The sequence below is a fragment of the Parasphingorhabdus sp. genome, from assembly GCF_039968395.1.
Classification (GTDB): Bacteria; Pseudomonadota; Alphaproteobacteria; order Sphingomonadales; family Sphingomonadaceae; genus Parasphingorhabdus.
In genome coordinates, this window is record NZ_JBDVPV010000005.1 from 756,806 (window position 1) to 783,800 (window position 26,995).

Annotated in this window: 24 protein-coding genes and 1 tRNA gene; 21 read left to right on the top strand and 4 right to left on the bottom strand. The window is 52.1% G+C overall.

Annotation, left to right across the window (positions count from 1 at the left end):
* Positions 1-28: 28 nt before the first annotated feature.
* Positions 29-430 carry a GFA family protein gene (locus ABJI30_RS14390; protein WP_348017376.1) on the top strand — a complete coding sequence of 134 codons (402 nt, stop codon included), beginning with the start codon at positions 29-31 and terminating at the stop codon, positions 428-430.
* 70 nt (positions 431-500) lie between these two features.
* Entirely contained in the window at positions 501-1,133 is a 633-nt protein-coding gene (locus ABJI30_RS14395) for a peroxiredoxin family protein (protein ID WP_348017377.1), read from the top strand.
* Here ABJI30_RS14395 and ABJI30_RS14400 read toward each other — a convergent pair.
* Entirely contained in the window at positions 1,122-4,070 is a 2,949-nt protein-coding gene (locus ABJI30_RS14400) for an insulinase family protein (protein WP_348017378.1), read from the bottom strand. The genes ABJI30_RS14395 and ABJI30_RS14400 overlap by 12 nt on opposite strands.
* A gap of 125 nt (positions 4,071-4,195) precedes the next feature.
* On the opposite strand from ABJI30_RS14400, the gene ABJI30_RS14405 reads away from it, so the two are divergent.
* The 11 genes from ABJI30_RS14405 (at position 4,196) to ABJI30_RS14455 (ending at position 12,311) form a co-directional block, all read left to right on the top strand.
* The gene (locus tag ABJI30_RS14405; protein WP_348017379.1) at positions 4,196-4,768 is read left to right on the top strand and encodes a NifU family protein; all 573 of its coding nucleotides are present in this window, start codon (positions 4,196-4,198) and stop codon (positions 4,766-4,768) included.
* A gap of 36 nt (positions 4,769-4,804) precedes the next feature.
* Positions 4,805-5,398 carry a malonic semialdehyde reductase gene (locus tag ABJI30_RS14410; protein WP_348017380.1) on the top strand — a complete coding sequence of 198 codons (594 nt, stop codon included), beginning with the start codon at positions 4,805-4,807 and terminating at the stop codon, positions 5,396-5,398.
* An 18-nt stretch (positions 5,399-5,416) separates the two neighbouring features.
* On the top strand, positions 5,417-6,043 hold the full coding sequence (tsaB, locus tag ABJI30_RS14415) for a tRNA (adenosine(37)-N6)-threonylcarbamoyltransferase complex dimerization subunit type 1 TsaB (RefSeq protein ID WP_348017381.1): 627 nt from the start codon (positions 5,417-5,419) through the stop codon (positions 6,041-6,043).
* Positions 6,044-6,046: 3 nt separating this feature from the next.
* Complete coding sequence (rimI, locus tag ABJI30_RS14420; RefSeq protein WP_348025455.1) at positions 6,047-6,553, top strand: ribosomal protein S18-alanine N-acetyltransferase; 507 nt, start codon at positions 6,047-6,049, stop codon at positions 6,551-6,553.
* Between the two features lie 123 nt (positions 6,554-6,676).
* Positions 6,677-7,090 (top strand): MucR family transcriptional regulator, encoded by a 414-nt coding sequence (locus ABJI30_RS14425; protein ID WP_348017383.1) that lies wholly within the window; start codon positions 6,677-6,679, stop codon positions 7,088-7,090.
* Between the two features lie 112 nt (positions 7,091-7,202).
* A complete protein-coding gene (locus tag ABJI30_RS14430) occupies positions 7,203-7,625 on the top strand; it encodes a Fur family transcriptional regulator (protein ID WP_348017384.1) in 423 nt (140 codons plus the stop codon).
* Positions 7,597-8,397 carry a lysophospholipid acyltransferase family protein gene (locus ABJI30_RS14435; protein ID WP_348017385.1) on the top strand — a complete coding sequence of 267 codons (801 nt, stop codon included), beginning with the start codon at positions 7,597-7,599 and terminating at the stop codon, positions 8,395-8,397. The genes ABJI30_RS14430 and ABJI30_RS14435 overlap by 29 nt, the downstream gene beginning before the upstream one ends.
* A 9-nt stretch (positions 8,398-8,406) precedes the next feature.
* Entirely contained in the window at positions 8,407-9,744 is a 1,338-nt protein-coding gene (miaB, locus tag ABJI30_RS14440; protein ID WP_348017386.1) for a tRNA (N6-isopentenyl adenosine(37)-C2)-methylthiotransferase MiaB, read from the top strand.
* The gene (locus ABJI30_RS14445) at positions 9,744-10,775 is read left to right on the top strand and encodes a PhoH family protein (RefSeq protein ID WP_348017387.1); all 1,032 of its coding nucleotides are present in this window, start codon (positions 9,744-9,746) and stop codon (positions 10,773-10,775) included. Before miaB ends, ABJI30_RS14445 begins: the two co-directional genes overlap by 1 nt.
* Positions 10,776-10,841: 66 nt before the next feature.
* Entirely contained in the window at positions 10,842-11,348 is a 507-nt protein-coding gene (ybeY, locus tag ABJI30_RS14450) for an rRNA maturation RNase YbeY (RefSeq protein WP_348017388.1), read from the top strand.
* A 21-nt stretch (positions 11,349-11,369) separates the two neighbouring features.
* Positions 11,370-12,311 carry a hemolysin family protein gene (locus ABJI30_RS14455; RefSeq protein WP_348017836.1) on the top strand — a complete coding sequence of 314 codons (942 nt, stop codon included), beginning with the start codon at positions 11,370-11,372 and terminating at the stop codon, positions 12,309-12,311.
* Position 12,312: 1 nt separating this feature from the next.
* Here ABJI30_RS14455 and ABJI30_RS14460 read toward each other — a convergent pair whose 3' ends face one another.
* On the bottom strand, positions 12,313-12,969 hold the full coding sequence (locus ABJI30_RS14460) for an MOSC domain-containing protein (RefSeq protein ID WP_348017389.1): 657 nt from the start codon (positions 12,967-12,969) through the stop codon (positions 12,313-12,315).
* A 64-nt stretch (positions 12,970-13,033) separates the two neighbouring features.
* On the opposite strand from ABJI30_RS14460, the gene ABJI30_RS14465 reads away from it, so the two are divergent.
* The 8 genes from ABJI30_RS14465 to ABJI30_RS14500 all read left to right on the top strand — a co-directional run bounded on the left by ABJI30_RS14465 (position 13,034) and on the right by ABJI30_RS14500 (position 20,804).
* Complete coding sequence (locus ABJI30_RS14465; protein WP_348017390.1) at positions 13,034-14,215, top strand: glycosyltransferase family 1 protein; 1,182 nt, start codon at positions 13,034-13,036, stop codon at positions 14,213-14,215.
* 16 nt (positions 14,216-14,231) lie between these two features.
* Entirely contained in the window at positions 14,232-15,551 is a 1,320-nt protein-coding gene (locus tag ABJI30_RS14470; protein ID WP_348017391.1) for a replication-associated recombination protein A, read from the top strand.
* Entirely contained in the window at positions 15,544-16,083 is a 540-nt protein-coding gene (locus ABJI30_RS14475; RefSeq protein ID WP_348017392.1) for a surface-adhesin E family protein, read from the top strand. Before ABJI30_RS14470 ends, ABJI30_RS14475 begins: the two co-directional genes overlap by 8 nt.
* Complete coding sequence (locus tag ABJI30_RS14480; protein ID WP_348017393.1) at positions 16,084-17,463, top strand: serine hydrolase; 1,380 nt, start codon at positions 16,084-16,086, stop codon at positions 17,461-17,463.
* Positions 17,460-18,446 (top strand): NADPH:quinone oxidoreductase family protein, encoded by a 987-nt coding sequence (locus ABJI30_RS14485; protein ID WP_348017394.1) that lies wholly within the window; start codon positions 17,460-17,462, stop codon positions 18,444-18,446. Before ABJI30_RS14480 ends, ABJI30_RS14485 begins: the two co-directional genes overlap by 4 nt.
* A 125-nt stretch (positions 18,447-18,571) precedes the next feature.
* Positions 18,572-19,735 carry a mechanosensitive ion channel gene (locus tag ABJI30_RS14490; protein WP_348017395.1) on the top strand — a complete coding sequence of 388 codons (1,164 nt, stop codon included), beginning with the start codon at positions 18,572-18,574 and terminating at the stop codon, positions 19,733-19,735.
* Between the two features lie 79 nt (positions 19,736-19,814).
* Positions 19,815-20,687: a hypothetical protein gene (locus ABJI30_RS14495; protein WP_348017396.1), complete on the top strand. Its 873-nt coding sequence runs from the start codon at positions 19,815-19,817 to the stop codon at positions 20,685-20,687.
* 41 nt (positions 20,688-20,728) lie between these two features.
* Positions 20,729-20,804, top strand: a tRNA-Thr gene (locus ABJI30_RS14500).
* 203 nt (positions 20,805-21,007) lie between these two features.
* Here the strand turns inward: ABJI30_RS14500 and ABJI30_RS14505 are convergent.
* Complete coding sequence (locus ABJI30_RS14505) at positions 21,008-23,869, bottom strand: TonB-dependent receptor (protein ID WP_348017397.1); 2,862 nt, start codon at positions 23,867-23,869, stop codon at positions 21,008-21,010.
* 254 nt (positions 23,870-24,123) lie between these two features.
* Complete coding sequence (locus tag ABJI30_RS14510; RefSeq protein ID WP_348017398.1) at positions 24,124-26,604, bottom strand: TonB-dependent receptor; 2,481 nt, start codon at positions 26,602-26,604, stop codon at positions 24,124-24,126.
* Between the last annotated feature and the right edge of the window lie 391 nt (positions 26,605-26,995).

Genomic DNA, 26,995 nt, shown 5'->3' on the forward strand with positions numbered 1-26,995 from the left:
ACGGAACTGAAACATCGGGAGACAATTCATGGCAGAGGGTGGATGCTATTGCGGCAAGATACGATTCAAATTGTCCGGAGAACCTGTCGGTCAATCGATCTGTCACTGCCGGGATTGTCAAAAGTCCAGCGGCGCTGCTTCAGTCGCCTGGATAATGCTTGAGCAAGCCGGGTTCTCAGTCACTCGGGGAACACTGAAAACAGTTTCTGGCGCCGGATCAGCCGTGCGCCATTTCTGCCCGGATTGCGGAACAGGGATTGCATATTACAATGCAGAAATCCTGCCCGGAATGGTCGATATTCAAATCGCAACCATGGATGAACCAGACAAATTTATGCCAGAAGTAAATATTCAGACGGCAGAACAGATTGACTGGGAAAAATCGGCTCACCAGCTGCCAGGCTTTGATCGTTACCCGCCGCAGAATTAATTTTGAGACAAAGTGTAACCTTCATATTGCTATTGCCGAATACCAACAGATTATTTGAGGAACCTCCAAGATGAAACGCACATTTACCTGTATCGCAATGACATCAGCCTTTGCTCTGGCATCCTGCGGTGCCCCTTCATCTGATACAACAGAAACTGATACTGTTGTTTCAGAAGAGCCTGTAGCCGAAAAGCTCAGCCTGTCTGATCTGCCAACGATTGAAGCCGGCCTTGCGGTTGGGGAAACGGCACCGCTAGCATCCACATTCAAGACCGGTGAAGGTGACGTTGCGCTGTCTGCCATTGTCGAAAAAGGCCCTGCAGTTCTGGTGTTCACACGTTCCGTTGAATGGTGTCCCTTTTGCCAGACACAGCTCAAAGGCATTAACGGAATAGTCGAAGATCTCGAAACGCGTGGCTACAAGCTATACGGCGTCAGCTACGACAGTATTGAAAGTCAGGACCGGTTTTCCAAAAACCAGATGCTGAAATATGACATGCTCTCGGATGAAAGCTCGGCTGCCATAGATGCCTTTGGATTGCGCGACCCTCAATATACTGAAGGAAAAGCCGTCGGCGTGCCTTATGCCACGGTGATCGTTCTGGACAAGGAAGGCAAGATTACAGCCAAATCCGTTTCAGGAAACTACCGTAAACGGCCGACCAATGAACAGGTGCTGGCGATCGTCGATTCAATTTCCTGAACTCAGCAAGTCAATCTGGTTGCCCCGCGCCGCGTCCTGCTTGCCTTCGGGCAGGACAACCAGTTTCCATTTTCGGGAATCAATCAGATATTTCCTGGCGAGCGTCTGAATTTCTTCCGGGGTTGTGACGGTGTAATCTCTCAGCAACGTCCGTAACACTTTGAACTTCTGTTCGTTGAAGCTCGCGCCTTCGAGCTGGCTCATCCAGAAACTGTTGCCGCTGCTGGCCCGGGCAATCAGCTGTCTGAGAGGTTCGACAATTCTCTTGAGCTCATCCGCATCAACGGGATTTTCCCGCAAGTCCTTTGCGATCAATTCGGCCACAGAGTAAAAACGGTCTATATTATCGGGGGTCAATTGGCTGGAGGCGCTGATGTACCCGCCGCTATCAAACTCAACTGGCCAGTTATTGATCACTTGCGGGCTGTAACTTGCGCCCTCTTTTGATCGCAAAATCTCGAACATGCGATCATTGAATATCGAAACCAGAACTTCCAGCTTGCGGCTCTCTCTGACATTGTCGAGCCCACCACCGGTTGGCCAGGCGATCAATGCCGCTGCCCGTTCCTGATCTCCACGGTGAACAAGAATTTCAGGTCCCGCTTTTGCGGTCGGGAATTCCGGTGATACAGCGTTTTCCGCAATGCGGGTTGAGCGGCGCTTTCGCAACGCACCGAACGTTTTGAGTACCGATTCCACAGCCTCATCCCGATCAAAGTCCCCGAACAGCATCAATTCAACCGGACCGCTGCCCAATATCGGTTTCCAGAATTTTTTAAACTGCCTGGCGGTTAATGCGTCAAAGTCATCCTTGTCCGGTGTTTTCCAGCGTGGGTCCTTTCCGCGGACCAGCCATTCCAGATCCCGGCGCAAAACGGCCTGCGGAGAAGCAGAGAAGCTGTCATAACCTATGATCGAGGCGGCGCGGGCGCGAACAACCGGTGCTTCGTCCCAACGCGGATACTTCAATTTTGCTGCAATCAGGTGAAGCTGATCCTCGAGATCTGCAGCGCGTGTATCTGCGGTGATTTCAAAAGCGTCATTGTCAATCCCGAACCCAAGCGCGATGCGCCGGCCCGTTGTAATCTTGTCAAGTTCTTCTTGTCCCAGATTTCCTACCCCACTGGCCATCAATGCCAGTGCACCGGACCAGGCGAGCCCTTCTTCTTCCGATGAGAGACCCGAATAGCCTTTGCCAAAGCGGGCATTGACCATGATCTTGTTGCGCTCGGACTTATTGGGAAACAACAATACCCGTACACCGTTTTTCAAGATGATCTTCTCAACGTCGAACCGGTCGATAATTTCCGACGATTTGATTTTTCCTTTTCTGCCTATTCTGGGCAGTGCATCAAAACCGAGTTTCGCTTGCTCAACTCTGATATTGCTGGCCGCTTCGACTTTTTCATTCAGGCTGGAAGCGAGTTCGGCCTTGCCGTCATCAACGACATTAGGCGACGTCAGCAGCGCCCGCGTTGCCACGCCTTCAAACAATTTGCGTGTGGAGTCCAAAAGGCGCTCCGGCGTATATAGACCTCGCATTTCCCGGAACACATCCAGCGCTGTTTGCGGGGTCGCAACGGTTTCCCGAATGTCCACGGCGTTGACAATATCATCCGCCTGTTTTCGTGCTGCTTCCGTCGCATAGCTTTCAGCACCGATGACGAGCGCAGCATCAAATTCCGCGATCTCGCGTGCAATGTCAGCTTCCGAAGGCGCATGCGTTGTCGCATCGGCGATTACCCCGCGCACATCTCGAAGCGCCGATTGCCAGTCTTCGGTCAGCGGAATGATACTCACAAATGTACCGTCAATCGATCGACTGACATCTTCCTGGCTAACGCTTGCCTGCAGGTAACTCCCACCTGCCCTGGCGCGCGCTTCCAGACGACGATTGATCAGCTGCAACGCCAGCAGATCAATCAATATCTGCTGGTTATAGACAATCGTGTCCTCGACCTGGCGCCAGGGGCGGACAATTGCCATCGAGATAAAGCGCGGCAAAGTAGGCTCGATTACCAATCGGCTTGTGTCGGCTTTGACACTTGGGTCTCCGAAGACAGGAGCTACGCCGGCATCGCCCTTCCCTTTCCAGTCGGAGAAATGCTTTGCGATCAAGGCTTCAAAAACTTCCGGCTCGCCATCGCCAGCGATTACGATGACCGTGTTTTCCGGGCGGTACCAGCGCTGATGAAAGAGCTGCAGGTCTCTTGGGTTGGCCGAGCGCAATGTCTCGGGTGTACCAATTGGCGAACGGTTTGCGAGCCGTTGTCCCGCAAAAAACAACGCACGTGTTGCGTCCTGCACCTTGGTTTGTGGTCCCTGACGCTCGTTCAGTTCAGCCAAAACAACCGGACGCTCTGCATTCACGGCTGTTGCTGATAGCCCCGGAGATGCGACCATGCCGGAAATGATCTTGATGCTCTCGTCCAGGCTTTCCTTGCTGGCATTAGGCAAATCCAGTTTGTACACCGTCTGGGTGGGTGTTGTTTCTGCATTGCTGTCACTGCCAAAAGTTGCACCAAGCCTCTGCCAGACCCGTTTCGCCTCGCCATCCGGAACATAGGTCGATCCCCGAAAGGAAAGGTGCTCCATGAAATGGGCATAACCTTGCTCATGGTCCAGTTCCATCAATGATCCAACATCGAGCCGCACGCGAATGGAAACTTGCCCCGGAGGAACACCGTTCCGTTTCACGGCATAGCGCAATCCATTGTCCAGTGATCCAAATGTCCAGCTTTTGTCGACCGGGACATCGCTTCCCTTGTACAGCCAGGGCAATTCCTCCACCGCTGCAACTTGCGTTTTGGCGACAGACGGTCTGGCTGCCGGAGCATCAGCCTCTTGCGCAAGGAGCGGCTGGGCAAAAAATGAAAAAGGCGCGACAGCAATGGCAAATGCCGCAAAGCGCAGGTTTTTGGAGAGGGAGAAGTTCATGGGTAGAGATATAAGCAGTGCAATTCTGACTGACCAGTGAATATTGACACGGTTTCGCCGTGAAATATATCTCCAAGCGCAATTTTAACCTTGATAGCCCGCAAAAATGCCACCACATAACAAGCATGTTGATAGAAACCGAAAAAACACCAAACCCGTCCACGCTGAAATTTCTGATGGGCCAGACCGTGATGGCAGATGGCACCCGTGATTTCGCGTCACCAGAAGATGCGGAAATATCTCCTCTGGCAGAGGCGCTTTTTACTCTGGGTGATGTGACCGGTGTATTCTTCGGTTCGGATTTTATTTCGGTCACCGGAGGACCGGGTTCAAACTGGACGGATCTCAAACCGCAAGTGCTGAGCATTCTGCTCGATCATTTTACAGCTGCCCTCCCCTTGTTCAAACCCGGATCAGCCGGAGAAATTCAGGTGCCCGCAGAAGAAGAAGTGCATGATGATCCCGAAGACGCAGATATTGTTGCACAGATTCGTGAACTGATCGAAACGCGGGTGCGGCCAGCGGTCGCCAATGACGGCGGAGACATAATTTATCGCGGTTTCAATCAGGGCGTTGTTTTTCTGAAGATGCAAGGCGCCTGTGCGGGATGCCCGTCATCGACGGCTACACTCAAACACGGAATTGAATCACTGCTCAAACATTATGTGCCGGAAGTGGTGGAAGTCAGGGCTGCGTGACCGCCTCCCCCTCCGCAGACAGCTATCGGGAACAACATGACCAATCCTATTGACGACAAAGCTCTTGATCAGCTGTTTCTGAAAGGTCGAACCTATAACGGTTATCACGACAAACCGGTAACAACCGAACAATTGCAGGCGATCTGGGACCTTATGAAAATGGGTCCGACTAGCGCCAACATGTTGCCGGCCCGACTTGTCTGGTGTCACAGCCAGGAAGCAAAAGACCGTCTGGCGACCTGTTCTGCTGAAGGCAACAAGGAAAAGATTGCAACTGCACCCGCCGCAGTCGTCATCGGCATGGATCAGAATTTTCATGAGCATTTGCCAGAACTTTTTCCGCATGCGGACGCCAGGAGCTGGTTTGCCGATGATGCCGAAGGCCGCAAAGTACACGCAATGCGAAATAGCTCGTTGCAAGGTGGATATTTCATTCTCGCCGCGCGAGCGCTGGGTCTGGACACCGGACCAATGTCGGGCTTTGACAACGACGCAGTCGATGCCGAGTTTTTCGCTGATCAGCCCAATGTGAAATCGAACTTCATTTCGACCTTGGGTTATGGAGATCCGGCAACGATCTTTGACCGCAGTCCTCGACCCGAGTTTTCCAAGTTCAACCACATTATCTGACGATCGATTGCGAACGTCATGAGCCGCCGGATCCTAGCGATAGACACCGCAACCACGGCATGTTCGGTGGCACTTTTTGCAGATGATCAACTTGTCGCCAGCGCGTTTGAGGAAATTGGTCGCGGTCACGCCGAAAAACTCGTTCCGATGATTGCAAGATTGCCCGACAAGGGCGCAGCTGACGAGATTATCGTCAATGGTGGACCGGGAAGCTTTACCGGAATCCGTATCGGACTTTCGGCCGGTAAGGCGCTTGCACTGGCCTGGGACGCATCAGTTTCGGCTTATCAATGCCTCCATCTGGTCGCGGCGCAAGCCCGACGGAGCATCGGTACCGATCAACCTGTCTGCGTGACCATGTCTGGTGGGCATGGGGAATATTTCGTCCAGAATTTCGACGGCGCAGGAAATTCGGTCGACGAATTGCAATCGCTTGCGCCCACAGATGCCCTGCAGAACGCCAAAAGCGCCTTGCTCGCAGGATCAGGAGCAGAAACGCTTGCTGCGCTTTCCGAAAATTGTTCCGCGTTGCCCATTCTGCCGGATGCAGCAAAAGTCTTGCTGTTGCCGGAACAGCAGCGCAGTCTGGCGCCCCAACCGATATATGGGCGAGTTCCTGACGCCCAAATCAAGCAGAAGACATAAATCGTGCCAATTCTCAATCCTTCACAAGGCGCCATCAACTCCCGCATTCGACTGCGCAAAGCCGGAATTGAGAAATTGGCGGCCGTCATGAGAATCATGGATCGCTCCTTTCCGAGCCAGTTTGGCGAATCATGGAATGAACGTCAGTGTCTTTCGATGCTGTCCCTTCCGGGAACCCGGTTAATGATTGCAGTCGATGAACAGGAACAGAATGAGCCCGTGTGCGGTTTTTCCATGACCAGGACGATAGCTGGTGAAGAAGAATTGCTGATGATTGCGGTAGACCCAGACTACCAGAATGCCGGAGTTGGCCGGGTGATGCTCGATCAATTGATCAGCGATGCGGAAAGCGAGCAAATTGCTGCCATTTTTCTGGAAGTCCGAGCAGAAAATCCTGCACAACATTTGTATCGCAAGCTCGGTTTTGAAAAAATAGGAAAACGGAGCGGCTATTATACCGGCAGTCAAAATGAGAAATTTGACGCGATTACCTACAGGAAAAAACTCTAGTCTCAATTTCGTCAGTCGTCCGGGAAAGCGACGATTGGTACGGTTGCGACCTGCCTACAATTGTGTAAATAGGCGGGAGGCATAATATAAAAAATATATAAAAGTCGCATAAAGAGGGATATTATGACAGACACCGAGATGGCTCTTAACGAGACCCTGATCACACTGACGTCGGACATTGTAGCAGCCCATGTCAGTAACAACAGCGTTGCAGTTTCAGACCTGCCGCTGATCATTAACAACGTACATGGTGCACTTGCAGGACTTTCTGACAAAGCTGCGGAAAGCGCACGTCCAGAACCGGCTGTTCCGATAAAATCATCGATCAAGCCAGATTATGTCGTCTGTCTGGAAGACGGCAAAAAGCTGAAGATGCTCAAGCGTCACTTGATGACCCATTATGGTCTGACACCTGACGAGTATCGCACAAAATGGGGACTTCCGGGTGATTATCCGATGGTTGCACCCAATTATGCGGAGCAACGCCGGCAACTGGCAAAAGCTATTGGGCTCGGCAAAAAACGGGGCAAGCGCTAAACCCGCTTTTCATGTGTAGAGACTGGGCGTTCAATGCGTCTGTTTTTCAAATTTGTCCTTTGCTTTATCGGCCCTGCATAATAGAGTCGGTTGCGAATGATAGGACAAGTACATGCCCGATAAAATTGATCTCGAGAAATTATGCGCCGAGAAAGGTCTGCGGATAACAGACCAGCGGCGCGTGATTGCTCGTGTCATTTCCGATGCAGAAGATCATCCGGACGTCGAAACCCTGCACGAACGTGCATCTGCGGTTGATTCCAGGATTTCCATCGCAACGGTCTACCGGACCGTCCGGCTGTTTGAAGAGGCCGGGATTCTTGATCGTCATGATTTTGGCGACGGCCGGGCGCGCTATGAAGCGGTTCCCGAAGCGCATCATGACCATTTGATCGATGTTGAAACCGGGAAAGTGATTGAATTCGTGGATCCGGAACTGGAAGCGCTTCAGAAACAGATCGCAGAGAAGCTGGGTTACCGATTGGTCGATCACCGCATGGAACTATATGGCGTATCCTCTGACCGCAAAAACTGACGGGCCGGAAAAGTCTATTTCGGTAATGGGCATCTTGCTTATCGGACTGCGGGTCATTGCCATTGCGCTGAGTCTGCTGATTTGCTTGCCATTTCATTACGCCTTGCGACTGTTTCGGATACCATCGCCTTTCCCACGCTTCTTTCTCTGGCTTGTAGCGACAAATTGCGGAGCTGTCATCAGGACGAACGGGAACCGTCTGAAGCAGAATGTCTTCTATGTTTCCAATCATGTCAGCTGGTTCGACATCCCGGTGATCGCAGGGGTAACTGGCTGTACATTCGTGGCCCAGGACGGAATTGCCAGTTGGCCGATCATCGGCTGGTTATGCCGAATAAACAAAACTATCTTTGTATCCCGCACCAATCGAATGAACGTTGGCGGCCAGATCGAAGTAATCCGGGAAGCGATTGAAGAGAAATATCCGATTACCGTTTTCCCTGAAGGAACAACGACGGACGGACTTGGTCTTCTTCCCTTCAAACCGTCTCTTTTCCAGGCCATGGCACCTCCGCCAAAACCCACTATGGTGCAACCGATGTTGCTGGATTATAGCCCGGTTAGCAAAGACATAGCGTGGGTTGGAGAAGAATCTGCTGCGGACAATGCAATGCGCCTTTTCTCCAGATGGGGCTTCATTCCTGCTACCCTGCATTTTCTGGATCCCTTTGATCCCGCGGAATATGGAGATCGCAAAGCTATTTGCGCCGAAGCCGAACGACGGATCACAGAAGCGCTTTCCGCTTCCCAGTCCGGTAGACGCGTTGTATAGGCGCGCGCTATGAATCGAGAGAATCCCAAGAAATTCCGGGTCAAATCCTTTGGCTGTCAGATGAACGTCTATGATGGCGATCGCATGACAGAAATGCTGACCGATCAAGGCATGACCAGTGCCGATGACGGTGAGGAAGCAGACCTTGTTGTCCTGAACACCTGTCACATCAGGGAGAAGGCTGCCGAAAAAGTCTATTCGGATATTGGCCGTCTGCGCGGGAAGGATGGCAAAAGTCCCCTCATCGCCGTCGCAGGCTGCGTCGCCCAGGCTGAGGGCAAGGAGATTTCACGGCGAGCACCGAGCGTGGATATTGTCGTGGGTCCACAGGCTTATCACCGACTGCCAGAGCTTCTGGAAAAGGCCAAATCTGGTAAGAAAGCACTGGATACGGACATGCCGATCCAGTCCAAATTTGATGTTTTGCCGACCCGCAAGAAACAGGCTCGTCCCAACGCGTTCCTCACGGTTCAGGAGGGTTGCGACAAGTTTTGTACATATTGCGTGGTTCCCTACACCCGAGGTGCAGAAATCTCTCGTCCTTGGTCCGATCTGATCGACGAGGCGAAAGCTCTGGTAGATGGTGGATCCAAAGAAATCACATTGCTCGGTCAGAATGTGAATGCCTGGTCCAGCGAGGATGACAAGGGACGCCGGCAGGGACTGGATGGTCTGATCCGGGCGCTGGACAAGGTCGATGGTCTCGGACGGATTCGCTACACAACCAGCCATCCCAATGACATGACCCAGGAATTAATTGACGCGCATGGCGATGTGCCCAAGCTAATGCCCTATCTGCATCTGCCGGTTCAATCTGGCAGCGATCCCATATTGAAGGCAATGAACCGCTCACATACGACAGAAAGCTATCTGGATATCTTGCGCCGTATCCGTGAAGTTCGGCCTGACATCGCAATTTCCGGTGACTTTATCGTCGGGTTTCCGGGCGAGACAGACGAAGATTTCGAAAAAACGCTCGCCGTGGTGAGCGAAGCAAATTACGCGCAGGCCTATTCGTTCAAATATTCGCCGCGACCCGGAACGCCGGCAGCGACAATGGAATCGCAAATCGCTCCGGAGATCATGAACGAACGTCTCCAGCGTCTGCAAGCTTTGCTCAATGAGCAACAGCATGAGTTTAACCGGCAAGCCGTAGGAAGAACCACCACCATATTGCTGGAACGAAACGGCAAGCTGGATGGCCAGCTTGTGGGTAAAACGCCATGGCTTCAATCTGTTCACATCATTGCGCCGGGATTGGCCATTGGCGATCTCGTCGAGGTGGAAATCGAAACTGCCGGCCCAAATAGTCTGCAAGGTCGAATGATACGGAGCGAAGCTGCCTGATGTCGAGAAAGCCCAATACCGATAATTCCGCAGACATCGTAACGCTCGACATTGAATTTGATGATCCCCAACTGCTCGGTGATCTTTTTGGCGAATATGACCGCAATATTGTCGCCATAGAAAACCGGTTGGGGGTCTATATCGCCGCCCGCGGAACGAAACTCAAAATTGAAGGCGAAGAAGACGCCGCAACCCGTGCGCGCGATGTTCTGACCGGAATCTACAACCGACTTGAAAAAGGTCAGGAAATAGACGCTGGCGCGGTGGAAGCAATTATTGCGATGGCTGCAGACCCGCGAATGGCAAAAGCTGCGAAAGGCAAAGACATCTCAGCAGAAACGAAGAAGAACGACATATCCGAACCACCCAAGGTAATGATCCGGACGCGCAAGAAAACTATTGTTCCACGTTCCATCGGCCAGGCCCATTACATGGAAGCACTGGCGAGGGATGACATGATTTTTGCGCTTGGACCTGCGGGAACCGGCAAGACATATCTTGCGGTCGCCCAGGCAGTCGCCATGTTGATCACGGGTGCGGTGCAACGGTTGATACTGTCTCGCCCCGCCGTTGAAGCCGGTGAGCATCTCGGCTTCCTTCCCGGTGATATGAAAGACAAGGTCGACCCCTATCTGCGACCGATCTATGATGCACTGTTTGACTGTCTGCCTGCGGAACAGGTCGAACGCCGCATAGAATCTGGTGAAATTGAGATTGCACCACTTGCGTTCATGCGCGGGCGTACGCTTGGTGACGCCTTCATCATTCTGGATGAGGCGCAGAATACGACAGCTGCGCAGATGAAAATGTTTCTGACCCGTTTCGGGATGAGCAGCCGAATGGTTGTATGCGGAGACCCGCGTCAGGTAGACATTCCCGGTGGAGATAGTCGATCCGGATTGAACGATGCCGTTGGTCGTCTCGAAGGCATTGATGGTATCTCGACCATAAGATTTACAAGCGCCGACGTTGTACGTCACCCTCTCGTCGGTCGAATTGTAGACGCATATGAAGGTCCGGACGCTGACTGATTTACACCCTCAGAACCGTCTCGATGGTGATCTTGAATATCAGCCTGAACCGGCCATTCCCTTGTCATGCTAGAGGTTGCGACCATAAACGAAGGCTGGGACGAGAGCGTTGACTGGCCGGTGCTGGCAGAATTGGCAGTAACCAATGCACTGAAGCTCACGCCCCATCAGTCGCTGATATCCATAACGCCAATGGTCGAGATTGCCGTCAGGCTGACGTCAGATGCCGACGTTCGCACACTCAACGCAAATTACCGGTCCATCGACAAAGCAACCAATGTTCTCTCCTTTCCGCTTGTCCCGCAAGACATGCTGGGCAGCTTGTCAAACACCGATGACGGAGAGATTCTACTCGGCGATATCATCCTCGCCCGGGAAACCTGCGAACGCGAAGCGGAAGACAAACAAATTTCAGTTCCGGACCATGCATCACATTTGATTGTGCACGGGCTACTCCATTTGCTAGGCTATGATCATCAGAATGACGCGGAAGCGTTGACAATGGAAACACTGGAAATCAAAGCGCTCGAAAACCTTGGGATTGCGCCCCCATATGCCGATCAACATATTTAGTGAGTGACCAAAACCAACGACATGTCGGACGATAATATAATCAGCGGGACGAACGGAACCGCTACTCCTGCAAGGAGCGAAGACGAAGAACCAGGGCGAATATGGCGCAACCTGAAAGCAATGCTTTTTGGGGCGACGGAAGATAACTCGCTGCGTGCGCAACTCGAAGAAGTCATCGACGAACACGAAAATGAGAATGAGACCGACAGCACCAGTGACAAGGACCTGTCACCGGTTGAACTTGAAATGCTCCGTAACCTGCTGCACTTCAGCGACCACAGGGTTGATGACATTGCGGTACCCCGTGCGGACATCATAGCAATTGAGGAAAGCGCTCCATTCAGTGACTATGTCGACATATTTTCCGAACATGGCCACAGCCGGATACCGGTGTATCGGGACAATCTCGATACAATCATAGGCATGATCCATATCAAGGACATCTTTGCAATCGTCGCAAAAGACGGAACTCCCCCGACCGACATTACACCGTTTTTGCGTCAGCCCCGATTTGTGCCTGAATCAATGGGTGTTCTGGACTTGCTGGCAGAGATGCGAGCCACACGGATCCATCTTGCGATAATCTTTGACGAATATAACGGTACCGAGGGATTGGTCACGATCGAAGATATTGTTGAGGAAATCGTCGGCGAGATCGAAGACGAGCATGACGACGAACCCGTCCCAATGCTCAATCAGCTGGAAAACGGAATCTGGGAGGTGGATGCTCGCGCCGAGCTCGATGATGTCGGTGAAGAGATCCACTCGGCCCTGGCTGAAATCGACGAAGATGTTGATACGATCGGCGGACTTTCCTTTGTTTTGGCAGGCCATATTCCGGAAGCTGGCGAAATACTCGATCACCCAAGCGGATGGCGACTGGAAATTGTAGAAGCTGACGATCGGCGCGTGACTCGCCTGAAATTGTTGCCGCCGGATGAGACCGACAAAAAGCCAGACTGAATCAGGCGCTATTTGCCAGATTTGCAGCGCGGGTTCGCCAAGTTTCGGCCAATAGCTCAGTTTCTGCCAGAAAACACAATTCTGCACCCTGCCCTTTGTGTTTTCCGCCAATCAGCATCATGAACAACCGGTCCAGCGGCCATTCCGGCAGCGGCTGCTCGCATTGAATCATTTGATCACCCGCTCGCACGCTACCTGGCTCCAATACGCGAAAATAACTGCCTGACTTCGCGGTCTGAACAACCGTTTTCATCACATCCTTATGTCCAAAATAATGATTCAATTTCCAGCATGGCTGTCGTGCATGGCTGCATGCGATCAGCGCGTCTCCGACACGAAACCGGTCGCCCAGACAGAGTCTGTCTTCGGTTAATCCTGAGCAACTGAAATTTTCACCAAATGCGCCCGGTTGATCGAGCAATTCCAGATCCGGATATCTTTGGCGCCAGAAGTCATAGTGATCTGCGGGATACAAGTGAACGGCCTTGTCCAGTCCACCGTGATGAACAGGATCGGCAACCTGATTACCCTCCAAACCCATGGCGCCCAACCATATTTTGTCCGAGACGGGTGTTTTTTTTATCGCGCTAAGCTCTCCATCGACCTTGAATGGCTGAGGAACACCGATGAGCAGGCTGTCAAGAATTGTGGTGATCATTTTGCATCGCTAAACCAGCAAGTTCACAATGGCAATTTCCCTGTGATTATGCTTGAAGCAACCAATGGAAATCAATGACCTTCGCATTGCTCTGTATAGCGGCAATTACAATTTTGTCCGCGACGGAGCCAATCAGGCACTCAACCGGCTTGCCGGCTATCTACTTCAACAAGGTGCCGCCGTCCGCGTCTATTCTCCTACTACCGAGTCTCCGGCCTTTGAACCTACGGGTGATCTGATCAGTGTACCGTCATTTGCGTTCCCCGGGCGCGGAGAATATCGGTTTCCAACCCATATTTCCGCACAGGGAAAGCGCGATCTCAAGGAATTCAATCCCAATATCATGCAGATTTCCAGCCCGGATCCGGTCGGTCATCGCATGGTGAGCTGGGCCCGAAAACAGAATATTCCGGTCCTGGCTTCGGTTCACACGCGATTTGAAACATATCCTCGCTACTATAATCTCGCGTTTCTGGAACCGGTCATCGAAGCTATTTTGCGGAGGATATACAGGCGCTGCGATGCCATTGTAGCACCATCCGAATCGATGGCGCAGCTTTTGCGAGAACAGCGAATGAACTATGACGTCGGCATCTGGTCGCGGGGCGTGGACAAGGACATCTTTAACCCATCTCGCCGCGATATTGCTTGGCGGCAATCATTTGGAATAGACGATGACACACCTGTGATCGGGTTTCTTGGGCGCCTGGTCATGGAAAAAGGCCTCGACGTCTTCTCGGACAGCATCGACGAGCTAAAACGACGCAAGATCAAGCACCGGGTTCTCGTCATTGGTGAAGGGCCTGCTCAACAATGGTTCGAAGATCGTATTCCCGACGCAGTCTTTGCCGGTTTTCAGCAAGGATCAGACCTGGGGAAAGCCGTTGCCAGCATGGACATGCTTTTTAATCCGTCCGTGACCGAGACATTTGGCAATGTTACGCTGGAGGCAATGGCTTGCGGAATTCCCGTTGTCGCCGCCAAAGCGACTGGAAGTCAGAGCCTAGTCAGAGACAAGGAATCCGGGCGGCTCATCACCCCCGGTGCGATACGTGAATTTGCTGATGCCTTGCAGCTCTATTGCGAGAACATCGAAGTTCGCAACACACATGGCATGGCGGGGAGCCTCCGGTCTGATGAATTCAGCTGGGATCAGATCAACAACACCGTGGCGCAGACCTATCTGCGTCTGATCCGTCAGCGGGAACAAGGTCACAGCCCGATCACCCAGGACACGATCCGGTAATGCCGGCTCTGAAACCATGAACGGCCTGTTCGCTGACGATAGCGATCCTGCGGAAAATACAGAAACCCTGGTTCACAAGCCGCTGGCCGACCGATTGCGGCCAGCCAACCTGTCTGAAATTGTTGGCCAGGATCATCTTGTCGGAGAGAGTGGCACTATTTCACGCATGACTGCGGCAGGGAAGCTGTCGTCGATGATCCTCTGGGGACCACCCGGAACCGGAAAGACCAGCATTGCACGCTTGCTCGCGGATCATTCTGATCTGCATTACATCTCGATTTCTGCCGTTTTTTCGGGCGTCGCCGACCTTAAAAAGGTTTTTGCACAGGCGGAACAGCGGCAGATTGATGGCAAGGCGACATTGTTGTTCGTCGATGAAATTCACAGATTTAACCGATCACAGCAAGATAGTTTCCTGCCCTATGTCGAGAAAGGCACGGTTGTTCTGATCGGCGCGACCACGGAAAACCCGTCATTTGAACTGAACGCCGCGCTGCTCAGCAGAACGCAAGTTCTCATCCTGAACCGGCTGGACTCCGACGCGCTGGATCTGTTGTTGCAAAAAGCAGAGGCTCTGGAAAACACCTCCTTGCCGATCACAGCCGACGCACGCGAAGCCTTGATTGCCAGCGCCGATGGGGACGGCCGCTTTCTGCTTAATCAGGCGGAAACACTGATTTCGCTGAATATCCGCAATCCGATGGGACCGGGTGACCTGGCAAAGTTGCTGCACCGGCGCATGGCGGTTTACGACAAGGATCGGGACGGTCACTATAATCTGATATCCGCCTTGCACAAAGCCATGCGAGGATCAGACCCCCAGGCAGCCCTATACTATCTCGCGCGAATGCTGGTTGCCGGAGAACAGCCACTTTATGTTTTGCGGCGGATTGTCCGGTTTGCCAGCGAAGACATAGGGATGGCGGACCCCCAGGCCCTCGTACAGGCACTTGCGGCCAAAGATGCATATGACTTTCTCGGCAGTCCCGAAGGCGAGCTCGCTATCGTACAGGCCTGCCTCTATTGCGCGACTGCTCCCAAATCAAACGCCGCCTACAAAGCTCAAAAAGCCGCATGGAAATCGGCCAGAAAAACGGGGTCGCTAGTCCCTCCGCAAATTATCCTCAATGCGCCGACCAGTTTGATGAAGGATATCGGATATGGCGAGGGTTATAGCTATGACCATGAAACCGACAATGGCTTTTCGGGCGACAATTACTGGCCCGAAGAAATGCAACCAGAACAATTCTACAATCCTGTGGATCGGGGATTCGAGCACAAGATTCGAGAAAGACTGACTTATTGGAGCAAGTTGCGGGACAACAAGAGTGGGTAATTTTCTGGCGTTCACGATATGCACGACACTCCCACTGGCCGCGATGCAAGCGTCTTTCAGCCAGTTATCTCGTGCAGTATCTGAATGGTATCTGGTCGCAGAAACAATAGAAGACACGCATCCTGACTATCGCAGCGACATATATTTTGCCGACAAAACCAGTATCATGAAAAACGGCAACCAGAGCAGTGTTGCAATCTCTCATCTGATTTTGTCTCAAGAACCCGAAGAAGGCGACAAGTCCGAAACCCGGATCAGAGATATCCGGTCAAATCTCGCCATCAACTGCGATGAACAAACCTATTCCATTGTGGAATCTGCAGAATATGATCAGGACAATATGCTGGTGTCGCAGACCAAAACAGAACCAGCTCTTCGCGAATGGCATTTGCCGGGCGATGGTTCCGGTCATGCCAATATTGTTCAATTTGCTTGTGATTCAGAACTGAAACTTGGCGAACAAAAATTTAAAGAAGATATACTGCCGCTGGTTTGGCTTATGGCCTTTTTAAGCGCGGATTGGAGAAACTGAATGATGAAACTGAAACCCGCAGCGCTGATATTCGCTCTGATTGCGTCCATGATATTATCTCCCCTCGCGTTTGCGCAGTCAGAAGAAAAGCCTGACCACTATGTGCGGGCGCTTGCCGCTGGCTATAAAGCACAATTTATTTGCTCCGGCCTTTGGAATGGCTGGAAAAATATCTCCGACATCGAAGCAGATGAACTCACAGGCATTTATGATCGCATCGCTGCGATCGTTCCGACTTTGAAAGTCGATATCGATGAAACGGAACGACAAGTCCATGTTGCTTATCGTGAAAATCACTCGCCAAGAACCGCGATCTGGAATCGCCAGACCGGATGTACCGCGATGCCGATCAACTTCGGAGGCCTGAAAACTGGCGCACCAGTCAAGCTTCGTGAATTTTCCGACGATCTGGCCTGGCCAATGGGTGACCGCGACGCAATGGGTGTTCCGGGCAGCTCCCCTCCTCAATTGAGCCAGATTGTCGAGGCGGCGAGCAATAACACAAGATATGGCGGTAAAACGAGTGCCGTTCTTGTCATCAGCGACGACAAAATTCTCATCGAAGCCTATAAAAGCGGGCATGACCTCCATACCGCGCAGCGTACCTGGTCGGTTGCCAAATCCATCGCAGGGACTTTGATTGGTCACAGTGTCCAGGAGGGTTTTTCGGACGTAAATGCGCCTGCAAAAATTCTCCAGTGGATGAAATTCGGTGATCCGCGCAAACATATCACGCTCGATAACCTGATGCGCATGTCCAGCGGGTTGACCAGCGATACCGCCGGCAACCGAACGGACCCAATCTATATGGGCGGCGCCAGTGTTACCGAGCGCGCAACAAGTTGGCCTTTACTCCACAAGCCTGGCTCTCGTTTTCGCTATGCCAATAACGATACATTGCTGGCAGTTCATGCTGCACGTTCCGGACGGTTTGAACCATATTCCCTGTTTCAGAAGCTGGGAATGACCCGCACATATGCAGAGACAGACTGGCAGGACAATTATATCCTCTCAAGCCAGGTCTGGACCACTGCTCGCGATCTCGGTCGGTTGGGCATGCTCTATCTCAACAACGGCATGTGGCCATATGGAGCGGAGGGCGATGAGAGGCTTCTCCCGGAAAACTGGCTCGCCTATGTCAGCGATCCTGCAGGCCCCCAACCCGATCGTGAATTTGGGTATGGCGCAACATTTTGGTTGATGAACAACACGCCCGGTGTACCAAAGGATACAATCGGCGCCTTTGGAAATCGCGGGCAATATCTGATCATCATTCCTTCGATGGATGTTGTCATCGTCCGGCGCGGCTATGATAGCCGGGCAACCCGCTTCGATATTGCTGCTTTTACCATAGACGTTGTGAAAGCACTTGGCTCGTGAACGCACCCTATCTTGCGGCTGTCTGTACTGCGCTGTCAGGGCCTGCATCGCTGAAGATAGAGGAACGCACTCCGGAACCGCTGGGCAAAGGAGAAATCCGTGTGGCTGTCAAGGCAGCGGGGCTGAACTTCCCGGACCTGTTGATGACTTACGGAAAATATCAGTTCCGCCCTGACCCTCCCTTCGTTCCCGGTCTGGAAGTAGCGGGAGAAATTATCGAGACCGGGGATCAGACCGCGGGCTTCGCTGTTGGCGACCGGGTGATGACGGGAAGCAAGGGGGGCGGATTTGCCGAACAGATTGTGGTGCCTGCCGGAGCTATCAAAATTCTGCCGCCTGCCCTGTCTTTTGCAGAAGGCGCCTGCTGGCAAACTGCCGCAGTTACGGCCTGGCATGCTCTGAACGACAAAGCGGAACTGGAGCCGGGACAAAGCATCCTTGTACTTGGTGCAAGCGGAGGCGTAGGCATGTCAGCGGTCAAGCTGGGCAAGCATAAGGGTGCGCTGGTCATTGGAACCGCTTCGACAGAAGAAAAACGGGAAGTTGTTCTGAATGCGGGCGCTGATTATGTGCTTGATCCGGCTGATCCCGATCTTGCCCGCAAAGTTAAAGACCTGACACAGGGCAATGGCGCTGACGCCGTTTTTGATCCAGTAGGTGGCGAACTCGCAAAAACAGCGACCCGGGCCATTGCCTGGGGCGGACGATATTTGATCGTGGGATTTGCGAGCGGTGAAATTCCCTCTTTTACGGCCAACCATGCCCTGATCAAGGGATATAGCTTGATGGGCCTGCGCGCCGGTGAAAGCGCGCGACGCAATCCGGCTCTTGCTGCACGAAACCAAGCCGCCCTGCATGATCTCGCTGAGGCCGGCGTAATGCGCCCACATATCTCTCACCGGTATCCACTGGCCGATGCTGCAGAGGCATTGCGCATACTGGAAAGACGCGAAGCAGTTGGCCGTGTTGCCATTGAAATGTAAAACGGATTAAAATTGATACATCTGATTACATTTTGACGCCCGTCCACGCCGACTAGTACCTGTTTATTTGCATCCATCCGTGGTAACCCGTTGCCATTGAAATTGATTTCGAAAGGGGAACAAAAATGGACGGACTTCAATTGGGCAATTATGCGCTCGATATGGATATCGCCAGCGACTGGGGGCTGAAAATCCTATATGCTGTGCTGATCTGGGGGGTTACCTGGCTGGTTGCCAAAGGCAGCAAGTGGGCTTTTGCAAAGCTGGTAGACAATATCTCCTTCTTGCAGCGTGATTTGGGCGGAAGCGGCGAATCCATCGGCATGTCGCTTGGCCGAATTGTCAGCCTGCTTATCTGGTTGTTTGGCTGGATCGCCATCCTCACTGTTTTCGAACTGGATGCGGTAACCGAACCTCTGCAACAGCTTCTCGACACGGTGATGGGCTTTATTCCCAACATCGTCGGTGCGGGGATCATCTTCTTTATCGGCTCGATCGTGGCAAAAATAGTTAAGGATCTGGTGGTCACCTTCATGACGACGATCAATCTCGACAAATGGGCCAATCGCGCTGGTGCCGAGGAGGTTACCGGAAATTCTGCGATCAGCAATACAATCGGTACGATTGTCTACGTTCTGATCATCGTTCCGGTATCCATCGCTGCTTTGCAGGCATTGCAGATTTCCGCAATCAGCGATCCCGCAGTCACTTTGCTTGAAACGATCCTGGGCGCTATTCCGCTGATCATCGGAGCAGCACTGGTACTAGGCGTGGCATATCTTATCGCACGCTGGGTTGCAGGACTTGTGGAAGAACTTCTCCCGGGTCTGGGTGTTGACCAGTCAGTTGGCGCTTTGGGAATATTGCCGGAAGGAAGCAATGTTTCGTCGCTGGTGTCGAAAATCGTGATGATCGCCATCATGTTGTTCGCTGCGATCGCTGCGACACGTCTGCTCAACTTCCCTGAATTGACCACGATATTGGACAATGTTCTGGATCTCGGTGGTCGTGTGATCTTCGGCGGTGTTGTAATTGCGCTCGGCTTTTTCATTGCAAACATGCTGGCGAAGTTGATGGGTCAGAATGCAATGGCCGCATCGGTTGTCCGATATGCTGCCTTGCTGCTCTTTGCCTTCATGGGCCTGCAGTTCATGGGCGTGGGTGAAGAGATTGTCCAAACCGCTTTCACTGCAATCGTTGCAGCAATTGCGGTAGCCGGTGCCCTGGCCTTTGGCCTCGGTGGTCGGGATGCGGCAGCAAAAACACTGGAAGACATGCGCAAAAAATAATTGCGATTTCCATCACGAAAAGGGCGGGTCCGGCGGGCCTGCCCTTTTCTTTTGTGTGTGTGACAGGCAATAAGGAACAATGCACCATTTCAAGCATTTTGCGTGCGTCGACTGGTCTGGAGCCAAAATCGAACGCCCTCCCGGTATTGCGGTGGCGACAATCGGACAGGACGGCCCGCCCGCCCTGCTAAACCCCGAACCGACCTGGTCGCGGGAAGATATCAAAGACTGGTTATTGCGGCTAGCCGGGACAGAGAAAGATATACTTGTAGGTTTTGATCTGTCGATGGGATTACCATTTCACGATCTTGGAAGCTATTTTCCCGAATGGACAGACAGTCCGGGAGATGCCCGAGAACTGTGGCGGTTAGTTGACCAGCTCTCAGCTGATGATCCGTGGTTAAGCGTTCCCCAATTCCTCCAGCATCCGCAAGTGAGACGTCATTTTCGGCATGGAAAGGGTCAGACTGGTGACCTGTTCACGGGCGGCGTTGGCAGACTGCGGGTAGTCGAGGCCCATCAGCGTGTAACCGGACAGGCCAACAGCGCGAGCTGCTTCAATCTTGTCGGAGCCGCCCAGGTCGGGAAATCGAGCCTGACCGGAATGCGGCTGCTACACCAGCTGGGCGGTGTTATTCCAATCTGGCCTTTTGATCCGATACCGTCAAAGGGACCGGTTATCGTCGAAATATACACAACTATCGCTGCGTTAGCAGCCGGCGTCCCGCGCGGACGCAGTAAAATACGGGATCGGGACAGTCTGGAACGGGCGTTGCACAGTTTGAACAGTCCCTGCCCCGCAAGACTGGCACACTATGATGATCACAGCACGGATGCCTTGATCACTGCAGCTTGGATGAAGAATGCAAGCAAAGACAAGATGCTCTGGTCACCGCCAAAAATGTCTTCTGATATTGCAATAAAAGAGGGCTGGACCTTTGGCGTAATTTAAGCCAAAGAGCGCTCGTTACGGGCGATAGCCCTTCAACCAGCGCCGAATTAGCTCAGCTGGTAGAGCAACCGCCTTGTAAGCGGTAGGTCATCCGTTCGAGTCGGATATTCGGCACCATTTTTGCGGAAAAAAGTCGATCCGGGGGATCGACGCCCGCAAAAATCCCGCAGCGCAAGCAAGGGTGATTATCGCTGCCACTTACAGAGTTTGCTCCATAACCTTGCCACATTTTTGCGCTGCACCCGGACGAAACTCGGACAACCTAAAAAAAAGCCCCGCCAGTTTCCCGGCAGGGCTTCTTTCCAATCGTGACGATTATCCTAGAACTTGATGCCAGCTCCGATGCCGTAGCGGCGTGGATCCAGCGTAAAGATATTTGTGAACAGGCCCGATGACGCATCGGTCAGATACAGACCCGTCGTTGAGTTGCTGTCGAAAATGTTCTGGATGAAGGCTTTGACAAACCATTTGCCTTCGTTTCCGTTCAACTGGATCTGAGCATTAGCTTGCGTAAAGCCTTTGATCTTGTTGACATTTCCGTTGAAAACACTGCCATATTGGTCACCCGTATACGCCACATCGAGACGTGGGACCAAGGTCCAGCCACTATCGAAGTTATGCGTATATTGCGCGCCGATGGAAACCTTCGCAACCGGAGCCTGAGGCAGTTCATTGCCACGGATGTTAAACTGAACACCCGGACTGATCACGGTAATGCCCGCAGGATCGAAACCGGCACCAATGGCAGCTGCCTGTCCCGTAAGAACTGCACAGATACCGAAAGCACCAGTGGAAGCGATGCCACCATCCGACGGGAATGCGGTTGTTCCCTGCAAACCAAGACCAGGATTGATCGCGTTTACAAAGGCATTCGCTCCGGCAGCATTACCGGCGGTTCCAGGAACAACAGCACAGTTTGAACCATTGGTGATATCTTTGATAATCACCGTATCGGCCCGTCCGCCACCTGGATCGCGCGGGTTACTGAACAACTGATCGCCTACAACCTTGGTTTTCAGATAACTGAAGCCAATGTTGAAGAGCCAGTCCGGATCAGGCCGGACAACGGCCTCGATTTCTGCACCATAAACATCTGCATCAATCGTATCGTTGACCGATGTCCGGGCAATAATACGGCTGAGCTGAAGACCCTTGTACTTGTAGTAGAAGGCCGTCGCATTCAGAACAAGCGCGCCGCCTGCGAAGACGTTTTTCGAACCAAGTTCGAAGGAATCGATCTGCTCTGGTCCAAATGATTCAGGCACCGCGAAAATAGGTTGCAACGGCGGGTTGATACCACCGGATTTATATCCGCGAGCATAAGAAGCATAGATCAGATTATCGTCAGTAAACTGCCAATCTACAACAAAACGTCCAGTCACTTCGTCAAATGCAACGCTGCGCGCTTGAACAAGTTGATTTCCCGCAGTTCCCGGATCAGCATCAAAACCACCAACAAATGGCGAGTCAAATGCATCGCCGGTCTGGCCGAAAGGAACCAGGAAGCTAGCCAATGTAGACCTTGCAACCACTGATTTCTTGTCATTATTGTAGCGAAGGCCTGCCGTGATTTTCAAAGTATCGGAGAGATCAAGATAGGCTTCCCCGAAAATGCCATATGATTTCAAACGGAAATCCTGAGTATTGTTCCGGAAGAACGGCGTACCAAGATAACCTGCTCCGCCACCCAAAACGCCAGCAATATAGTCAATCGCAAACGCGTTCACATAATAGCTGTTCTCGGTAAGATGAGTTTCGGCGTAAATTCCACCCAACAGGAAGTTGAAAGGACCATCCAGATCGGTTGAAATAATTCCTTCAACTGACCAGGCGCTGTTGTCCGAATTCGATCTGTCAAAGGAAAGCGGTGTATCCGCACAAAGGCGGTTTCCGCCAAAGCTGCCCAGTCCGGTTTCATCCGTATCCGAGGTACAAAGCTGCGTTCCGGAAGTAACCGCGTCGAGAACAGGTTGAAAAGCACCCAATGGCCCCGCTCCACCCGCGGAAAGCGCGTTGAATGTTCCAATTGCCGCGTCATATGTCGTGCGATCCACAATGGAAGTATTGTAATCCTGACGAGAGTCTACGCTCGTTTCCTGATAAGTACCTGTCACTGCGACATTTACCGCACCAAAATTGTGCTCAATATGCCCCTGCAATTGCAGTTCGTCGGTAAAATATTCCGGTGTGAAATCCGTCCGAACCTGACGAACATCTGTAGGTTCGACAAAATTTGCATGCCCATCTGGTCCATAAAGACTGTTCAGTCCCAGTGCTCCGGGAAGACCATTAATGGCGAAGAACTCGGAAGATCCCAACGTACCGGTAAAGGTCGCATTGGTATTGACCTTGCCGAAATCACGACGCGCGGCGAGACAACCCAGCACACCTGTTGGATCGCGTTGACAGAGTTGCTTCTGGATACGCGCGCGATTGTCGTCCTCGCGGAAATAATAAGCCATCAGGTCCACAGTGGTGTCGGGAGTGGGCTCCCATTTGATCGATCCGCGAACAGCGTACATGTCGCGGCCATCAATACGTGAATTGTCAAACAGGTTTTCAGTATAACCATCACGGTTCAAATAAAAGCCTGCGACGCGCACACCCAGAGTATCTCCAAGCGGTACATTGACCATGCCCTTGACCTTGACGGAATTGAAATTGCCATACTCGCCTTCGACAGCGGCACCAAATTCCCCGAGATCAGGTTTTGCGGTCACAACATTGACCACGCCTGATGTCGCATTACGTCCAAACAGCGTGCCCTGTGGTCCGCGAAGAACTTCGATCCGTTCGAGATCAAAATATTCCGTTTCGAACAAACGGGTTCCAAACAGCGGCGAATCATTCAGATGGATTGCGGTTGCAGTGTCGCATGAAACGCCAACGCAAAGATCGCCGATTCCGCGAATGGTGAAACTGGAGGCAGTAAAGTTGCTTTTCGTAAACGAGACGTTCGGCAGTGTCAGCTGCAAGTCACTGGCGTTTTCAATCTGCTGCGCTTCCAGTGCCTTTGCATCAAAAGCGGAAACGGCGATTGGCACTTCTTGCAGACTTTGCGCCTGACGTTGTGCGGTCACGATGATAATATTGTCGTCAGCAGCATTATCCTGGTCCTGTGCCAGTGCCGGTGTCGATATTGCAGTTATAGCTGTAGCGGCTAACAGTAGCGATTTACGCATCTCTCTCTCCCAATCCCAAACTTACATACGAAGAGTGATGCTTTTGCTCATCCCCCCGATTCCACAACCTTCAACTAATCGATCAGTTAAGTCCAGATGAAATCGACTGATCAGGAAGTTTGAGTATTATATTGTATCCAGATTGACACAGATTGCGCAATTTTTGGACATTTTACGTGGGCTCTTCATTGAGACAATGCACAAAAAAGCCCCGCCAGTTTCCTGACGGGGCTCTATTTTTGGCTTGAGATAGCTTAGAATTTGAACTTTACAGCACCACCATAAGTCCGCGGCTGATTGCGATAGCCGGATAGCGAACCGCCCTGTGCCACGCTCGGAAACACCGTGGTCGTATATACATCATTGGTCAGATTTCGACCCCATGCTGTGACCGAAACGCCGTTACCCATCGCGAACGTCAGAGACGCGTTGAGAGCTTCTACCGCACGACGAATTGTAGGCAAGCCTTCTGCAACTTGAGTGTTGCTCTCCATCAGATAATCCGCGTGAAAGATCAGCTCGTTATCATTGCCAAACTCATGGGTATAAGTACCACCAACAGTTACCGCATATTCGGGAACACCAGCAACCTGGCCGCCGGAAAGGTCGGTAGGTGTCACACCAAATCCAGCGTTGATCGCCGAACCACCAGGGAAACTATCATATTTTGAATCAAGATAGGTTAAAGCCGCGGTGAATACCAAATTCGGTACCGGAGTAATGGTCGAGTCGATCTCAATACCGAATGTTGAGCGTTCATCCGCATTGCCAAGAACAAATCCTGTGCCGGTGAAGATATTGCCCTGGAAGTCCGTCAATATCTGATCGAATACAGCAATGTTGAAAGCAAGACCTTCAAACTGCCCTTTGATCCCGACTTCATAGACTTCTGCATTTTCCGGGTCCGCAAAACGGGTTCCGATCGAGAGATTGTTTACCGCCAGGCCAGCATCGCGAATTGGGGATGCGGCAGGTGGAGGGCTCTGGAACGGTGACCCGGGAATGAAATCAGCCGGGAATGGCCGACTATCTGTACCCAAGTTAAACGAGGACGCTTTGAAACCTGTCGAATAGCTCGCATAAGCACTGATATTTTCGCTAAAGTTATATGCCAAACGAAGTGTGTATGAAAAGTCCTTATCCCGAGTCCGCCCATCTTCGACGGCGTTGGGGAAATTCAGATATGGTGGGATGAATTGCAATGCCTGCAATCCCAGAAACGGGTTAAAGTTCGGGTCAGCCGCGACAACTGCAGGGACGCCTGCAAGAACGCCTGCCTGAACCAGGTCAATCCCGGAAAACACATCCGTACTCACATTATTCTGCGCAACATTCTTGCGATCCTGCGTGTAGTTACCGCCAGCTGTAAAGATCAAATCTTCGGTGATTTCGAAGTCCAGCTGACCAAAAATGGAAAACGCCGTGTTACCATAGTCGTAGCTGGTGAAGCGACCTTGCCCTTCGGCGCCAAACGCACCCGCAGGGATTGTCGGAATCAAAGCCCGCAGCGTTGGCTCAAGTCCGGTGTAGTTGCCGCCGCTGAGCAGATCTGCATAGCCTTGGAAATCCGCACCAAAAAGAAGTGAGCCGTTGGTCTGGATATCTTCTTTGAAATAAAGACCGCCAAGCAGAAAGTTGAGCGGACCGTCAAAATCTGAAGTAAGCCGCAGTTCCGCAGTATATGTATCAATAGCCTGCTCACCACGATTCACACCGATCAAATCCGCACTGGTAAAATCAGAATCCTGATTGCCGGAGCTGCGAACTGCGCGATAAGCCGTGATTGCCGTGATATCAAATGGCCCAGTGCTATAATCAGTCTGCAAGGACACGCCGTAGTTCTCAATCTCGTTCGTCGAGTTAAAATTGAGGAAACTTATCCGAGAAAACGGGTTGTTGGAATCTATTTGACCGCCAAGAAAACGAACCGCTCCGCCTGTAGGTCCGTCCACGATGTTCACAACAGAACAGCAATCTTCGTCAATCTTGTCATAGTCACCGATAAAGCGGAAACTCAAATCATCATCCGGTTCGAACAAAAGCTGGCCGCGAACTCCCCAACGGTTACGTTCATTTGCATCTTCATTCAAGGCAAGGTCCCGAACATAGCCATCTCGTTTGTTGAAGTTACCCGAAAGACTGAATGCCAAAGAGTCGTTGATTGGTCCTGTGATATCCGCCTTGGCGACGATTGCGTTGAAGTTGCCGTAAGATAATTCAGCGCTTCCACCAAATTCAAATTGCGGTTTTCTGGTAACAATACTGATGATCCCAGCGGACGCGTTTTTACCAAATAGAGTGGATTGCGGTCCGCGCAACACTTCTACACGTTGCAAATTGGGAAGGTCTCCAATTTGGGCGGCAGAACGCGAGCGATATACACCATCAATGAAAACACCGACTGAAGGCTCAATGCCCGGGTTGTTTGCGCCATTACCAAAACCACGAATGCTGAAGTTGGTATTGGCTGATGTTTGCAACTGGTTCACACGCAACGATGGAACAAGAGTTTGCAGATCGAGAAGGTCGCGAACCTGCGCTTCTTCGATTTGCGCAGCACTGGTTACAGAAACGGCAATTGGTGTTTCTTGCAAAGTGCTTTCGCGCTTCGACGCCGTAACGATGATTATATTGTCATTGACAACTTCATCATCTTGCACGCCCTGAGCGATTGCCGGTGCAACTGAAATGACGCTACCAAGCGCGGTAGCAGCCAAAAATTTCGTAATTCTCATGATGTTCTCCTGCGTCCCCTTGAGTTGGGTAACTTTTCCTCTAAGTTGCCCCTCCATCTAACTTTGATTGTGAGAGATGTTGGAACCACAGTCCATTAAAACCGGCCAACTTGGGGCCTCAGAGCAACACTATTGTAACTTTCGTCAAAAAGCGTTGCAACAAAGTCACAAAAGTAACAGTTAACGAGAAGTTGGTGCCCCTGGCCCGACTCGAACGGGCACTCCTTGCGGAACTGCATTTCAATTCTCCTTCATCGTCACTTGGTTAGGTGATTGGCCCTGCTCCCTTTGCATACGGGGGTGGCGGTGGAAGCAGGGCCGGTGTTCCCGCGCAGCGGGATTGCTGCGCGAGGGTCTGCCGCGCCTTGACCGGAGGGGCGGGCAAGACGTC

Bases quoted from the DNA above. Each gene is read 5' to 3' on its own strand.
- ABJI30_RS14395 (WP_348017377.1), top strand. From the start codon at position 501: ATGAAACGCACATTTACCTGTATCGCAATGACATCAGCCTTTGCTCTG.
- ABJI30_RS14460 (WP_348017389.1), bottom strand. From the start codon at position 12,969: ATGATCACCACAATTCTTGACAGCCTGCTCATCGGTGTTCCTCAGCCA.
- ABJI30_RS14390 (WP_348017376.1), top strand. From the start codon at position 29: ATGGCAGAGGGTGGATGCTATTGCGGCAAGATACGATTCAAATTGTCC.
- ABJI30_RS14470 (WP_348017391.1), top strand. From the start codon at position 14,232: ATGAACGGCCTGTTCGCTGACGATAGCGATCCTGCGGAAAATACAGAA.
- miaB (WP_348017386.1), top strand. From the start codon at position 8,407: ATGAATCGAGAGAATCCCAAGAAATTCCGGGTCAAATCCTTTGGCTGT.
- ABJI30_RS14435 (WP_348017385.1), top strand. From the start codon at position 7,597: ATGGCGTATCCTCTGACCGCAAAAACTGACGGGCCGGAAAAGTCTATT.
- tsaB (WP_348017381.1), top strand. From the start codon at position 5,417: ATGAGCCGCCGGATCCTAGCGATAGACACCGCAACCACGGCATGTTCG.
- ABJI30_RS14405 (WP_348017379.1), top strand. From the start codon at position 4,196: ATGTTGATAGAAACCGAAAAAACACCAAACCCGTCCACGCTGAAATTT.
- ABJI30_RS14425 (WP_348017383.1), top strand. From the start codon at position 6,677: ATGACAGACACCGAGATGGCTCTTAACGAGACCCTGATCACACTGACG.
- ABJI30_RS14400 (WP_348017378.1), bottom strand. From the start codon at position 4,070: ATGAACTTCTCCCTCTCCAAAAACCTGCGCTTTGCGGCATTTGCCATT.
- ABJI30_RS14505 (WP_348017397.1), bottom strand. From the start codon at position 23,869: ATGCGTAAATCGCTACTGTTAGCCGCTACAGCTATAACTGCAATATCG.
- ABJI30_RS14445 (WP_348017387.1), top strand. From the start codon at position 9,744: ATGTCGAGAAAGCCCAATACCGATAATTCCGCAGACATCGTAACGCTC.
- ABJI30_RS14495 (WP_348017396.1), top strand. From the start codon at position 19,815: ATGCACCATTTCAAGCATTTTGCGTGCGTCGACTGGTCTGGAGCCAAA.
- ABJI30_RS14430 (WP_348017384.1), top strand. From the start codon at position 7,203: ATGCCCGATAAAATTGATCTCGAGAAATTATGCGCCGAGAAAGGTCTG.
- ybeY (WP_348017388.1), top strand. From the start codon at position 10,842: ATGCTAGAGGTTGCGACCATAAACGAAGGCTGGGACGAGAGCGTTGAC.
- ABJI30_RS14480 (WP_348017393.1), top strand. From the start codon at position 16,084: ATGATGAAACTGAAACCCGCAGCGCTGATATTCGCTCTGATTGCGTCC.
- ABJI30_RS14490 (WP_348017395.1), top strand. From the start codon at position 18,572: ATGGACGGACTTCAATTGGGCAATTATGCGCTCGATATGGATATCGCC.
- ABJI30_RS14465 (WP_348017390.1), top strand. From the start codon at position 13,034: ATGGAAATCAATGACCTTCGCATTGCTCTGTATAGCGGCAATTACAAT.
- ABJI30_RS14410 (WP_348017380.1), top strand. From the start codon at position 4,805: ATGACCAATCCTATTGACGACAAAGCTCTTGATCAGCTGTTTCTGAAA.
- ABJI30_RS14510 (WP_348017398.1), bottom strand. From the start codon at position 26,604: ATGAGAATTACGAAATTTTTGGCTGCTACCGCGCTTGGTAGCGTCATT.
- ABJI30_RS14455 (WP_348017836.1), top strand. From the start codon at position 11,370: ATGTCGGACGATAATATAATCAGCGGGACGAACGGAACCGCTACTCCT.